General features: G+C 38.7%; 12 protein-coding genes. 1 reads left to right on the top strand and 11 read right to left on the bottom strand.

Annotated features, from left to right (window positions below; genetic code table 11):
* Positions 1 to 7: 7 nt before the first annotated feature.
* The 11 genes from NEOC65_RS05800 to NEOC65_RS05750 all read right to left on the bottom strand — a co-directional run bounded on the left by NEOC65_RS05800 (position 8) and on the right by NEOC65_RS05750 (position 13141).
* Complete coding sequence (locus tag NEOC65_RS05800; protein WP_213150914.1) at positions 8 to 454, bottom strand: YtxH domain-containing protein; 447 nt, start codon at positions 452 to 454, stop codon at positions 8 to 10.
* A gap of 3 nt (positions 455 to 457) precedes the next feature.
* Positions 458 to 1060 carry a YtxH domain-containing protein gene (locus NEOC65_RS05795; RefSeq protein WP_166157360.1) on the bottom strand — a complete coding sequence of 201 codons (603 nt, stop codon included), beginning with the start codon at positions 1058 to 1060 and terminating at the stop codon, positions 458 to 460.
* A 2-nt stretch (positions 1061 to 1062) separates the two neighbouring features.
* Entirely contained in the window at positions 1063 to 1497 is a 435-nt protein-coding gene (locus NEOC65_RS05790; RefSeq protein ID WP_166157357.1) for a DUF948 domain-containing protein, read from the bottom strand.
* Positions 1498 to 1570: 73 nt separating this feature from the next.
* On the bottom strand, positions 1571 to 2080 hold the full coding sequence (locus NEOC65_RS05785; RefSeq protein ID WP_213150913.1) for a BON domain-containing protein: 510 nt from the start codon (positions 2078 to 2080) through the stop codon (positions 1571 to 1573).
* Positions 2081 to 2215: 135 nt separating this feature from the next.
* A complete protein-coding gene (locus NEOC65_RS05780) occupies positions 2216 to 3286 on the bottom strand; it encodes an AI-2E family transporter (protein WP_249270127.1) in 1071 nt (356 codons plus the stop codon).
* 413 nt (positions 3287 to 3699) lie between these two features.
* Positions 3700 to 4866 carry a class I SAM-dependent rRNA methyltransferase gene (locus NEOC65_RS05775; RefSeq protein ID WP_213150910.1) on the bottom strand — a complete coding sequence of 389 codons (1167 nt, stop codon included), beginning with the start codon at positions 4864 to 4866 and terminating at the stop codon, positions 3700 to 3702.
* Positions 4867 to 4898: 32 nt separating this feature from the next.
* Positions 4899 to 5267 carry a DUF423 domain-containing protein gene (locus NEOC65_RS05770; RefSeq protein WP_166157345.1) on the bottom strand — a complete coding sequence of 123 codons (369 nt, stop codon included), beginning with the start codon at positions 5265 to 5267 and terminating at the stop codon, positions 4899 to 4901.
* Positions 5268 to 5769: 502 nt separating this feature from the next.
* Positions 5770 to 7167, bottom strand: a complete 1398-nt coding sequence (gene lpdA, locus NEOC65_RS05765; protein ID WP_213150909.1) for a dihydrolipoyl dehydrogenase — start codon at positions 7165 to 7167, stop codon at positions 5770 to 5772.
* A gap of 229 nt (positions 7168 to 7396) precedes the next feature.
* Positions 7397 to 8539, bottom strand: a complete 1143-nt coding sequence (locus NEOC65_RS05760) for a 2-oxo acid dehydrogenase subunit E2 (RefSeq protein WP_213150908.1) — start codon at positions 8537 to 8539, stop codon at positions 7397 to 7399.
* 1077 nt (positions 8540 to 9616) lie between these two features.
* Positions 9617 to 10984 (bottom strand): leucine-rich repeat domain-containing protein, encoded by a 1368-nt coding sequence (locus NEOC65_RS05755; protein WP_213150907.1) that lies wholly within the window; start codon positions 10982 to 10984, stop codon positions 9617 to 9619.
* Between the two features lie 537 nt (positions 10985 to 11521).
* Positions 11522 to 13141, bottom strand: coding sequence for an F-box/LRR-repeat protein (locus NEOC65_RS05750; protein WP_213156024.1), 1620 nt, complete (start codon positions 13139 to 13141; stop codon positions 11522 to 11524).
* A gap of 440 nt (positions 13142 to 13581) precedes the next feature.
* On the opposite strand from NEOC65_RS05750, the gene NEOC65_RS05745 reads away from it, so the two are divergent.
* The coding region (locus tag NEOC65_RS05745) for a transposase family protein (RefSeq protein ID WP_213156023.1) at positions 13582 to 13770 on the top strand (189 nt) is incomplete at its 3' end.

Below are 13770 nucleotides of genomic sequence, written 5' to 3'. Positions count from 1 at the left end.
TACTTATTCAATGAGATGAAGAACGCTTTTTCTTTTTATTTTCTACCACTTTACTTACTTTTTTAGCTCGCTTTGGAGGCGCTGGGGTGAGCTCAGAAGGAAGTACAAAATCAGGCTTTTTAGTTAGCATACGCTGATATTTATTCCTTAGCTCTTCACGCAGCTGCCTACCACTTTGGGGTGTTAACAGCACAGCACAGCTAACACCTAGCACTAAGCCTATCATTGCTCCTTCAGCAAAGGTCTTAACTGGGGAGGGGCTGGCTACTGCTGTAAAAGGAAAAACTTTATCTAAAGAGGCTTCTTTAGCCTCAGGCTTTCCTTTTATATTCCCCTCTTTTTTTGGATAATTAAGTTTTTTCTTTCCTTGCTGTCGAAAAGGGAGAAGAGCACATGCACTAGCAAGCCCTACGCCCACTAAAGCACCTAAAACTAGGCCCGGGGTATTACGCACAAGCTACCTCCTTTTTTTCATCTCCTGCCAGATATTAAGGCCGGTCATTGCCCAATCCATCATCCGGTGAACAGGGTGATAGTGCCCTTCATTCTCTTCTGAATCATCTTCTTCCTGGCTTTTACTAGAAAATTTGTCGGCAACAAATTTGGCTACATCTAACCAATTGCAGGCTTTTATTTTATCTACCAGCCCTTCTTCCTCTTCTGAAGAGTGTTGGGATAAAGCATATACGGCTGAGGCTCCGATCAAGCCTGCGCCAATAATGCCAAGAACAATATTTCTATTGGTACTATAGCTAGAAAAAGCATTGGAAGCAGCATGGCAAATATGATCGATTGAATCTTTTGCATCGTCATAAATTTTATGCCCTTTTTCCATAGCTTCATGAGCATACTCTTGAGCTGTATCACTGACTTGATCGTACATGGAATCAAGCGCTCTTGTAAACTTATGGCCCTTAGGCTTGGGAGCAAAAAATAAAGCAGCAGCAGCACCTATAAGGCATCCTGCGGCAGCTCCTAAAGCAATGTTAGAGACTTGCTCATTTGTAGAAGGTTCTGGAGGGGTTAAGGGCTTTTTATTGCGGGGCTTAACTTTAACCATAATTATCTCCCTTTTTTTATTTTTTGCCAGGTTTTGACTCCTATTGTAGATAATTTTATCAAATCACCTACAATTTCATTCCAATCATTTTTTTTCTCAACGTGATAAAAATTACATGGGTTTTCATCTTCATTGTCATTAAATGATTGAGTGACTTTATTGACTGCTGCGCTCACATGGTTGATAGAATCTAAAATAGGATTTAAGTCAGAGAGCTTATCTTGCGTTGTTATTACAATCTTATTAGAGTTTTCTAAAAGTCGTAAAGTTTCTTGAACAAGGGGCTCGATTTTATTTTCCATTCGAAATAGGCTGGAATTAACATGTTGAACGGATTCGAGCACGGCTTTAAGAGCTTTAACTAAGAAAAAAGCTATAATACTAAATATTAGTGTAGCTGACACGGCACAAACTATGTAAATCACATGACTATCCATTTATTATTCCTTGATTTCTTTGGAAAAAATGCTGCTAGTTCAAGCATAACTTTCCCTAGCAGCCTATCCCTCATTATTTGCTATTTGCAATTACAAGGTTATTTGAAACACTTTTCACGCCAGGAACTTGACGAGCTATTGAAGCGACATGATTTTTCTCATCTTCGCTATTTACAGAGCCTGCTATAATCACATTCCCATTATTTACACTAACTTCTGCAGTTTTAGCATAGGAAGAAAGTTTTTTATCATCTTTAATCGCCCAACGAATTTTTTGGGAAATATCTCCATCTGTCCAAGCAGCAGTTTTTTTAGTTTCGCTATAACTAATCTTTGCATCGGAGTGTCTTGGAAGATTTGATGGTTGTGTATAAGTTTGGGCAGCAGAAGGTCCTGGAGTTTGAACAACACCTGCATTCCCAGAAGAATTTTTTATTTCTGTTTGGGAAGGAGCAGAGTTAAGGTAAGAGGATTTTTCTAGGTTAGAAAGCCCCTCCTGTGAAGTTACAGCTTGCGCATGCAGCATAGAAGCGCCAGCTAGAACAGTCATAGTAGCTAAAGACAATTTGAAAAGATTATTCATCGAGGTTCTCCTTGATTTATTTAGATTGACATTCATGTTTAATTTGATCTGTATATTAAATGTTAAAAAATATACAGCTCTTTTGCAAATATTATTTAAAAGCATACATAAATGGATGATATCCATTCATTTAAGCTAATCAGCCACTTTTTCGGCTATATTTCTTTCCCAAAGGTCTAAACTCAGCGTTTTGAGGATAGCATAGAGAGGCACAATAAAAAAAAGGCTCCAAAATCCAAACAATGAAGCACTTGTAGCTAAAAGGATAATAATTGTAATAGGATGGATATTCAGGCGCTTTCCTACTATCCGTGGCGAAATTAAGTTTAAATCTATTAAATGGACCATCAAAACAATTGCTAGCACTTTTAAGCCCATGAAAGGAGTGGATGTTAATCCTACAAGTAGAGCAGGTAATGTCGAAAAAAGCGTTCCAAAAAAAGGAATTAAATTAAAAAGACCTGCGATTATAGCAAGTAAAAATGCATAATCTAATCCAATTCCTGTATAACCGATAAAAACTAAAACACCCACGATAAAAGCAATGATTACCTGCCCACTAATATAGCTAGATAATATTTCATCTATATCATTTAGCGCTTTTGAGACTCTTTTTTTATAAATAATAGGAACATGGCTTATAAATTTCTCAGAAGCATGCTGATCATCTTTTAAAAAATAATACAAAATAAAAGGAGTGATAATGAAATAAGAGGCGACCGTGGTTAAAGAGCTTATACTGCTCATGATTCCCCCGCTAGCCCATTGCGTTATTTCTCGAAGATAATGGTAAAATAAATTCCTTAATTGCTCAGGAGAAAGAGAATAAAAATTAAACACATTCATCAAGTCGACAGTTTTATTTTCTACTTCTTTAAGCTTTTGTTGAGGAAAAGATCTGAAAGCTGTGATTTGTCCCTCAATGTAAGGCCATACGATACTAATCAATAGGCTACCGGCTATTATCATGAACAAGTAAATAAAAATGATAACCAAATAACGAGGGATTTTAGTTTGGTCAAGATATCTTACAACAGGGCGGAAGATATAATAAAATAAGCCGGCAATGATTACAGGCAGCAAAAGGGTGGTAACAAACTGAAAAACTAATTCAAAGAAAGGGAAAAGCTGAAAACCTATAAATAATGTTAACAGGATCACCAAACTCGATAGAGCATTACTGAAAAATTTTTGATTATACCACATGGTCAATTCTTCTGTCCTGTCTGATTGCAGTGCGGATTAATAGAAGTAATTTTTCTTATGGTCTCATTATCTACATTGCTGGATATCCCAGCAAGAGTAGAATTACTTATGCTTTAAAAACTCTTCTAGGAAAACTCTTAAAAGTTCGCCTCTTAAAGCCCTCTAAATACCATTTAGCATGAAGGAAACAAAGTTTGAAGAAACTTTCCCGGTTTTAATCCCCAAAAATTAATTATTTCTAGCTCTATACAAACGCTTTTGAGGCCAGGATTGCATAAAAAAAGCCGTTGATCCTATGAAACTATAAGGATGCTCATTCTCTAACATTTAAATTAAATAGATAGCTAATACAGCATAACCTGACTGCCGCTTGTTAGCTCTCCTTTAAAGCTTTTATATTGGCTAGATAAGCTTTATTCCACATATAACCACAGGCTTTTTAAATAATCTCCTTCTGGATGATAAATATTAAGAGGATGATCGATCCCTAAGCGGTGTCTGCCAATAATACGCACTTGGCGCCGGGCTTCAACTGCCGCTTGAAAAACAACTTTTTGAAAGAGTTGTTCGTTAACATAATAAGAACAGGATGATGTTAACAATAAGCTTTGAGAAGGCATTTTTTGCAAGGCTATGCGATTGATATCTTTATACCCTCTACAAGCCGGAATAATATCTTTGCGATGTTTTGCAAAGGCGGGGGGATCTAAGATAATCAAATTGTAGTCTAAAGAGGATTCCCTTAAGAATTGAAAAACGTCTTTAGGATAAAAGTGCATGCAAGAAGTAACATCATTTAACTCTGCATTCTTTTGGGCAAGGTGCAAAGCTACCTTAGAAATATCGACAGAATCTACTTGTTTAGCTCCGCCGGCAGCTGCATAGAGACTAAATCCACCCGTATAGGCAAAACAATTTAAAATACGTTTATCTTTGGACAAATTCTTCACTTGAGCACGCATCTCACGATGATCTAAAAAAAAGCCTGTTTTTTGCCCTTGCACAGGATTTACTAAAAACTTTATTCCATTCTCGCAAATGCTTACTTCTTCTTCTAATTTTCCATACAGCAACTGCTCTGTGGCTTTCAGCCCTTCTTCTTTTCGAGAAGGCAGTAGAGATTTTTCATAGATAAACGTGGGTTGAAAAGTCTCTATAAGATAATCCAATAAGTAAGGCTTCAGATTTTCCATTCCTAAAGTCGAGATCTGCACCACAAATCCCTTCTCATACCGATCGACGATGAGTCCTGGTAGAAAATCCCCTTCACCATTGATTAAACGATAAGCCGTGGTGTCTGGAGAGAAAAACTTGATGCGCAAAGCGGTAGCTAATTCTAAGTTATTTTTAAAAGCTTCTAAGGGAGGTTGGTTGCCAAAAGAGAGCATCCGCCCAAAAATTTTTGCTTTTGAATTGAAATAAGCACTGCCTAGTAAATCCCCCTGATGAGAATAAACAGGAAGAATCTCTCCACGCAAATTTTGAGGCAGATGAGCGACAGCTCCTGAAAAAATCCAGGGATGACGATTTAAAATAGCTTTTTCTTTACCGACTTTCAACGTAACTTTCTTAACAAGCATAAATTAAACTACTAAGGAGAGAGGATTAACTTCTAAAAAGGTGCAAAACAGACACAAAGCCAGGCTATAATCCAAATCAGGCCGCCAAGCGGAGTTATCCGCCCTGCGAATGCATTGCCAGATAAAGCCATATAATACAAACTTCCCGAAAATACAATAATGCCGACCGTAAATAACCAACCAGCCGTTTGTAGTAAAATCCCGGAAAGATGCTGAGGCTCTAAAGCTAATAAAATTAATCCTAAAGCATGGTACATTTGATAACGAACACCTACTTCAAAAGTAACCAACCTTTCTTTAGAAATTTTCTGCTTTAACGCATGAGCCCCAAAAGCACCTAAAATGACTGCAGTCATTGCAAAAAATGCACCTATAGAAAAGAATAAAGAAGAAAAGGCCATATTATAAAGGCTCCAAAAAAGAAGAGCTTAGCTTGGATGGCTACTAAATATCAAAATGAATTTTCAACTTAGCTTTTATTTCTGCTAAAAGCCCCTTAAACATCTTTTAAGGGATATATTTTGATAGTGCCCATTAAAAACGTCCCAATATTTTTTTACTGAGCAGTAGCAATCCTGCGTTGTTTGAATAAAGATAATGAAACTTGTAGAGGGAGTGAACGTCTAGCCTCGAAAAAAAGTTCTTTGAAGCCTGCGCGCTATTTATAAGAAAAGGGTTAGCTTCCAAGCTTTACTTCCCTTTCCAGGCTACACCTACAGAGCCTATTTGAGTAGTACCAGCAAAGCAATTAAAATTTTAGAACAAACTTTGAATAAACAGAAAATAATTATTATTGAATTTTTTTCTATGAAACTATGAATAGCAGCAGGGCAAAATTTCTACCAGGAAAGATTTAAACCTCCTTTTATCTGCAAAAATTTACCGACCTTACTTACTTTTTTGCTAATGCATAGCATACCCTAACGCATCCATGGCAGCTTCCTTGATAGACTCTGTTAAAGTAGGATGGGAATGAGACAAGCGAGCAATATTTTCTAAGGTGGCTTTCTTTTGGATTGCGAGAGCTCCTTCTTCAATCATTTCTGAGGCATGCGAGCCTAATATGTGCAACCCAACCACTCTTTCTGATTTCTTATCTCCAATGATTTTTACTATTCCTTCACTCTCGCCCATACAGCGTGCTCTAGCGTTTCCTTTAAAAAAGGCAGTACCTACCATCACCTCTAATCCAGCTTCTCGTGCTTCTGTCTCGTTGAGCCCCACGGCCGCAGCTTCGGGATGAGTATAAACCACATGAGGAAGAGCCATATAATTAACATAAGCTGCCATTCCAGCTATGATCTCAGCAACAGCCATACCTTCGTCGGAAGCCTTATGCGCTAGCATAGGACCATCCACAATGTCGCCGATGGCAAAAATATGCGGCAGGCTAGTCCTGAAAAAATTATCAATATTTAATGTTCCTCTGTTTGATTTTTTTACATCAATTTGCTCTAAGCCGAGCCCGTCTGTATGAGGCTTTCTTCCTACCGCGACTAGCAAGAGATCGCTATGTAAATTTTTCCTTTCGCCTCCCTCTTCAAATTCAACGGTTACTCCTTCTCTTTCATATTTTGCTGATTGGACTTGAGCCGCGAGATGAAATTCTATTCCTTGCTGTTTTAATCCCCTTAACAAATGTTTTCTAATCGTTGGATCCATAGCTAGGCATATTTCCTCTGCCTTTTCAATGACATGAACTTGAGTGCCTAAGCGACGATAAATTGAGGCCATTTCCACTCCAATCGCTCCCGCCCCAATTACGGCCATTTGTTTGGGCACTTTTTCCAAACTCAAGGCTCCCGTGGAAGAGATAATTTTCTTTTCATCAAAAGCTAAAAAAGGCAATCCTACGGCCTCCGATCCTGTAGCTAAAATAAAATAGTTGCCTTTTATCCTCTCTATTCGGCCATTATTTGTTACTTCAACCACATAAGGATCTACGAATGTGGCTATACCTCTGATGCTTTCCACCTTATTTTTTTTAAATAGTCCCCTTATCCCCTCCGTGAGGCTAAACACCACTTTTGCTTTGCGCTGCATCATCGTTTCAAAATTAACTTTTATTTCATTAGCTTCTATTCCTAAGTCTTTACTTTCTTTTACAAGCCATTCCCAATATCTTGTAGATTGTAATAATGTTTTAGAAGGAATACAGCCGACATTTAAGCATGTACCTCCTAGCGACTGAGCCTTTTCTATACACGCTACCTTCATTCCTAATTGAGCTGCACGTATAGCTGCCACGTAACCGCCCGGTCCCGCTCCTATTACTACTACATCGAATTGTTGTGTTATCATGGTAATCGCCTGCTTTTTTACTTTTATTTCACTAGTAGACTTAATTGGCAATAAAAAGAGCCTTATCAGGAAGAGCGCAGTTGCTAGCTTGCCTGCTAAATCTCCACAAATTTTATTGGAAGCTTTTATAGCTTTTCTACTGTTTTAATGGATAGCTAATGAGAGTTTTACAAAATCTACAAACGCTTTATCTTTAATCCTTCCTTATTGCCTCATTAAAGATCTTAAATTATTTACTTAATAGCCCAAGGAGCATAACCGCTGGGCATTCTATAATGCTCTTCAAATAAGCTAAGAAAGAAGCCGCCTCCTTACTCCTAACAAAACGGTAATCGTAGCTTAAAGCTAAATGCATGATAGGTCGAATGGTGATTTGATCATCAACCACTACAGGATGTTTAATAATGTTATGTAGGGCTAGAATAGCTCTTTGGTTACCGGTAAGAAGAGGTGTAGAAAGCATAGAATCATAAAGGCCAGCATCAGTGATGGCAAAGCTACCTGTATGAAGGTCTCCTACAGAAAGGGAGCCTTCATATGCCTGATGGGTAAGTTTTTCGATAGTCCTTTCAATTTCTGCATAAGAAAGCTTATCACCATGGCAAAGAACAGGTACTACTATACCCTGTGCAGTCTCCACAGCTATACCCATTTCGTAAGAGGAGTCCTGAGCGCTTTGCTCTTCTTTAACGTACGCATGAATGGAGGGAAATTGAGGTAAGGCAGCCACGCAAGCTTTAACAAAGAAAGAGATTAGGCTTAATTCCTTCTCATATTTTTCCTTAAAGACTTTTTGATAATTGTCACATAGGTGGATAATCTGTGACAGATCTACTTCATTGAATGTTGTCAGCATAGTTGCTGTACTTTCTATCTGGGCGGCCTGAGAAGCTGAAGATCTTTGAGTAAAATCCCTATTGCCATGCGATTTATGCGGATGAAAAGACCAAGCAAGAGATTCCTGCTCAGAAAGAGAAGAAAGAGATCTTTTTTGCCCCTCTTCTTTAAGCTCTTTAATAAAATCCTCTTTTTGGTAACGTATGCTTTTAGAAGATTTTTTAGGGTTTTCTACAGAATCTTGTATAGAAGGTAAAAATTGCTGGGGTGGGAAACTAAGTTCTACAGATTTGGCTGCCTCTTCAGTATCAATATACCCTAACACCTGCCCGATGGTAACTTTATCGTGGAGCTGTATGTTAAAATGGATTACCCCCTTTTGAGGAGCATATACCATCTGATTGACTTTATCAGTCTCTAACTCCAGGATTTCATCCTCAACTCCTACTTGTGAACCAGAGGGTCTAATGATACTAACTACAGTTGCTTCGAAAATAGACTCTCCCATAGAAGGAACTTTAAATTCAATTTTCATTATCGATCTCATTCATTATAAGGTTAACCGCAGGTTTAAAATTAGGAAATCTTTTATCTAGAAAAACAAAATTAGCATGATGGCAGCGTGTTCCATTTTATGCAAAACATAATCATCTCTAACAGAAGATGCAATATTTTTTTATTCCTCTATTTATTAGAGAGAGAGCCTAAAAAACTTGTCAACAAGTAAGGAAGAGGAATTATAGCTATTGCTCTTTTTAGACTCCCCTGGCGCTTTTTCTTGCTAGTTTTAAAGCATTTTTGAAATTATTTATTTTATTGTTAAGAACCCTGATAAAGTTCTTTTAGGCTATTGTTTCCCACCCTTAACAGCTTTTTCAGCCACGAATTTCTTTAATCTGCTTCCCAGGCTTCAATGATTGCTTCTAAAATAGATAATGAAGATCGCGCTTTCTTTTAACTTTATCAGCTATGACTTGCTTAGCTCAGTTGCTTTTAATGCTAAAACTTTTAATCCATTTTTAATATTGCTAATAAATTTTGGAGAAAAAAATTGATGATTTAGGGACCTTGTTGCATAAATGATATAATAGCTCATATCCTTAAGTTAGCACCTATTGCCTTGGGCATTCCAAATTTTATCATCTTATTCATAACTAAAAAATTGGCATATAATTCTGCCTGTTAATAGGCTAATTTCCTAGAGCGAAAATTTCCTCCAAAGCTTCTTTTAAAGCGGTACATCGCCGTTTCAGCAAGCGATCTTCTATGATAGCCACAAAGCTTCTTCCAACGCTGCCTGGCCTCCTCATCTTCTCCAAAGCATTGAATAATTTTTAAAGCATCATTTCTTTTTTTTTCATCCAGGACTTGTCCGCCTCTTGGCTTAGCCTTCCTCCTCTTTTTGGAGGTACCAAAGGATCTGCACCCACACATGAGATGATAGGAAGGATGGCAGGCAGGTTGTCACTTAAGTGGAGCTTTTGCAGCTTGGATATCTGGCCGGTTTCTGCTGGCAGAATGGAGAGCTGGTTTTGATTTAAGGGCGGATGATTTGTTTAAAGATAAGTTGGCTAAAAGTTTTTATTTCATTTTAGCCCCTCCCACTCCCAATTTAGAAGTACTTATGGCCATTCGACAATAGAAAACGCTGCCTTATCTTTTCTGCAATATCTTTCAAAGGATTTTCCGCTAATTTAAGCTCGGTAAGCTGAGGCAACTGCCCGATTTCTGCAGGAAGGCTGGTGAGCTGGTTTTGGTTTAAGGAAAGCCATTTTAGCTGAGACAATTGCCCGATTTCTGCAGGAAGGTTGGTGAGCTGGTTTTGATTTAAGTCAAGCCTTTGCAGCGAAGACAATTGCCCGATTTCTGCAGGAAGGCTGGTAAGCTGGTTTTGGTTTAAGGAAAGCCATTTTAGCTGAGACACTTGCCCGATTTCTGCAGGAAGGCTGGTAAGCTGGTTTTGATTTAAGTCAAGCCTTTGCAGCGAAGACAATTGTTCGATTTCTGCAGGCAGGCTGGTAAGCTGGTTTTGCTTTAAGTAAAGCTCTTGCAGCTTAGACAATTGCCCGATTTCTGCAGGCAGAGTGGTGAGTTGGTTTTGGTTTAAGTAAAGCCTTTGCAGCGAAGACAATTGTTCGATTTCTGCAGGAAGGCTGGTAAGCTGGTTTTGGTCTAAGTAAAGCCATTTTAGCTGAGACAATTGCCCGATTTCTGCAGGAAGGCTGGTAAGCTGGTTTTGGTTTAAGTCAAGCCTTTGCAGCGGAGACAATTGCCCGATTTCTGCAGGAAGGCTGGTAAGCTGATTTTGGTCTAAGTAAAGCCCTTGCAGCTGAGACAATTGCCCGATTTCTGCAGGAAGGTTGGTGAGCTGGTTTTCTCTTAAGTCAAGCGTTTGCAGCTTAGATAACTGGCATATTTCTGGGGGTAAATAAGCCAAGCCTGCTTTAGATAAACTTAGCAAAGTTAAGTCTTTACAATTTTCTTCAATCCAATCTCTAAGTAGCTCTCCTTTTTTTTCTAAAGGTAAATACTTGATTTTTTCTTGACTTAAGTATGCCCCTCCACCAGGCAGTGCTTTCCACATTAACAGACGATTAATATTTATAAGATAGGAGGCATAGTTAGCCAGAGTAAAACACCTTTTTTCCTGGGTTTCCCATTTAAATTCTAGCTCTGCAGGAGCAAGGGATTTAGCTAGAGTAAAGACCTTCTTGAAGATCGCCTTAGCTTTTTCTCCTTCAGAAAGCCTATCATCCAGCTTATAAATTCTATCTAAAATAAAAGCCTGCTTGCTAATATCCCCTTGGGAAACATGTACTTTACCTATTTGCTTATAAAGAGAAGGCATCACTTCAGAAACCAGCAGATGATGCCATCTTTTACAGACGCTAAATAAGGGAGGAGCTACGCAAGCCTCTAAGATAGAGAGTAGCAATTCATTGGGCAAGCTTTCAATAGAGGTCGAAGAGATAGGATGCATTTTATTTCCTTGGGTAGCGATGACTTTTCAGCATTTTTATTTATAAAGACAATATAAAAGAATTAAAAAGGCACGTCAAAACAATTCATATCCTTACCAATGAAAAACAACTCCCAAATGTTCTACTGGCGCATTTTTTCCAGATAAATCCAAGAAAAAGAGAGGGGGCCTTCCAAGCATTCAGGAGTAGCCACAGGTTTTGGCGATTAAGTGACCCGACAATTTCAGTTGGCTAAGAGAATGAGATTGATTCTTTGCCTTATTTGAGAAAAACGACTCTTTTTGGCGTAATGTTTTAATTCTTCTATTGAATGATGGAATACAATACGCCTAGCTTCTTCCTGTCAAGAAAGGTTGTTCTCCCAGCCTAGCAATCTGCAGAAAAAGAGAGAAACTTCTTGTCATTATAAATGTGTAGATTAGCTTAAGCTTACTTATTTGCGGGAAGGAAAGCGGATGACTTGTTTAAAAATAAGATGGTTAAAAGTTTTTTGTTTCATTTTAGCTCACTCCATTTAACCAATACTTACGACCATTCTACAATTGAAAACGCTGTCTTATTTTTTTGGTGATATTTTTCAAAGGATTTTCCGCTAATTCAAGCTTGGTAAGCCCAGAAAGCTGTCCTATCCCTGCAGGAAGGCTGGTGAGCTGGTTTTGATTTAAGTAAAACCCTTTCAGCCGAGACAGCTGCCTGATCTCTATGGGTAGAGCGGTGAGTTGGTTTTGATTTAAGTGAAGATATTGCAGCTGTGACAATTGCCCGATTTCTGCAGGCAGAGCGGTGAGTTGGTTTTGGTTTAAGTAAAGCCATCCCAGCCGAGACAATTGCCCGATTTCAGTAGGAAGGCTGGTGAGTTGGTTTTGGTTTAAGTAAAGTCTTTCTAGTTGAGACAGCTGCCAGATTTCTGTAGGCAGAGCGGTGAGCTGGTTTTGATTTAAGTTAAGCAGTGACAGCTGAGACAGCTGCCCGATCTCTGTATGCAAAGCGTTGAGTTGGTTTTGGCTTAAATGAAGCCATTGCAGCTGAGACAATTGCCCTGTTTCAGCAGGAAGGCTGGTGAGCTGGTTTTGACTTAAGTCAAGCCGCGTCAGCCGAGACAATTGCCCGATTTCAGTAGGAAGGCTGGTGAGCTGGTTTTGATTTAATTCAAGCGTATGCAGCTGAGGCAGCTGCCCAATTTCTGCAGGCAGAGCAGTGAGCTGGTTCTGATTTAATTTAAGCGTATGCAGCTCAGACAGCTGCCCGATTTCTGCAGGCAGAGCGGTGAGCTGATTTTGATTTAAGTCAAGCCCTTTCAGCTGAGGCAACCGCCCGATTCCTGCAGGAAGGCTGGTGAGCTGATTTTGATTTAAGCGAAGATATTGCAGCTCAGGCAGCTGCCCGATTTCTGTAGGCAGGCTGGTGAGCTGGTTTTGATTTAAGTAAAGCCGTATCAGATTAGCCAGCTGCCCGATTTCTGCAGGCAGACCGGTGAGCTGGTTTTGATTTAAGTAAAGCCCTTTCAGCTGAGACAATTGACCCATTTCTGTAGGCAGAGAGGTGAGCTGGTTTAGGCTTAAATCAAGCTCTTGCAGCTGAGACAATTGGCCTATTTCTGGGGGTAAATAAGTCAAGCCTGCTTTAGATAAATCTAAAGCCGTGATGTTTTTACAATTTTCTTCAATCCAATCTCTAAGAAGCTCTCCTTTTTTTTCTAAAGGTAAGTGCTTAATTTCTTCTCGGCCCAAGTATTCTTCCCCATCAGGAAGTTTTTTCCAAAGCAAAAGGCGATTAATATTTAAGAGATAAGAAGAGTAATTAGCCAAAGTTAAGCCTCTTATTTCTTCTGTTTTCTCTTTAAATTCTAAAGGAGAAATAGATTTAGCTAAGGTAGAAACTTGTTTAAAAACTTGATAAACTTTTTCAATAGAAGTAAGTCCATGATTGAGTTGATAAACTCTAGCTAACATAAGAGTTCGCGGGGTAGTGGCATCTCCCCTGGGAAAATGAAGCTGGGCTATTTTTTTATAAAGAGAAGGCATCACTTCAGAAGCCAGCAGATGATGCCATCTTTTACAGACGCTAAATAAGGAAGGAACTGCGCAAGCCTCTAAGATAGGGAGCAGCAATTCATTGGGCAAGCTTTCAATAGATGCCGAGGAGATAGGGTGCATTTTATTTCCTTGGGTAGTAATGACCTTTTAGCATTTTATTTATTAGAGACAATATAAAAAAATTAAAAAGGCAAGTCAAAACAATTCATATCCTTACCAATGAAAAACAGCTCACAGATAATCTACCACGCTTTTACTTCAGAGAGATTTAAGGAAAGGGGGGACCTTCCAAGCATTTAGGAGCAACCCCAGGTTTTGGCGATTAAGTGACGCGGCAATTTTGGTGTGGCTAAAAGAATGAGATTGATTCTTTGCCTTATTTGAGAAAAACGACTCTTTTTGGCGCAATTTTTTAATTCTTCTACAGCATGATGGAATGCTATACCCCTAAATTCTTTCTGTCAAGAAAAGTTGTCCTTCCAGCAGGGTTAACGCATTTAATTTTACTTGATAAGTAAAAATATTTTCCTCACAACTTTTTCTTTAATACAGGAGAAGCCATGTCAGAGGATGACACCGTCATTAGGGGATTTTTAAAAATTGTCCCGGACCCAAGAATAGAACGATGCAAAAAATACAGCTTAGAATCCATTTTATTTATAGCTCTAACAGGGATGCTCTGTGGGGCAGATAGCTTTATAGAAATTGTAGATGTAGCGGACGCTAATTTAGAATGGTTAAAAAAATAT

Source organism: Neochlamydia sp. AcF65, assembly GCF_018342435.1.
In the GTDB taxonomy this organism is placed as follows: Bacteria; Chlamydiota; Chlamydiia; order Chlamydiales; family Parachlamydiaceae; genus Neochlamydia.
Note: the sequence above shows the minus strand (reverse complement) of the source record. Positions and strands in the feature narration are given on the sequence as shown.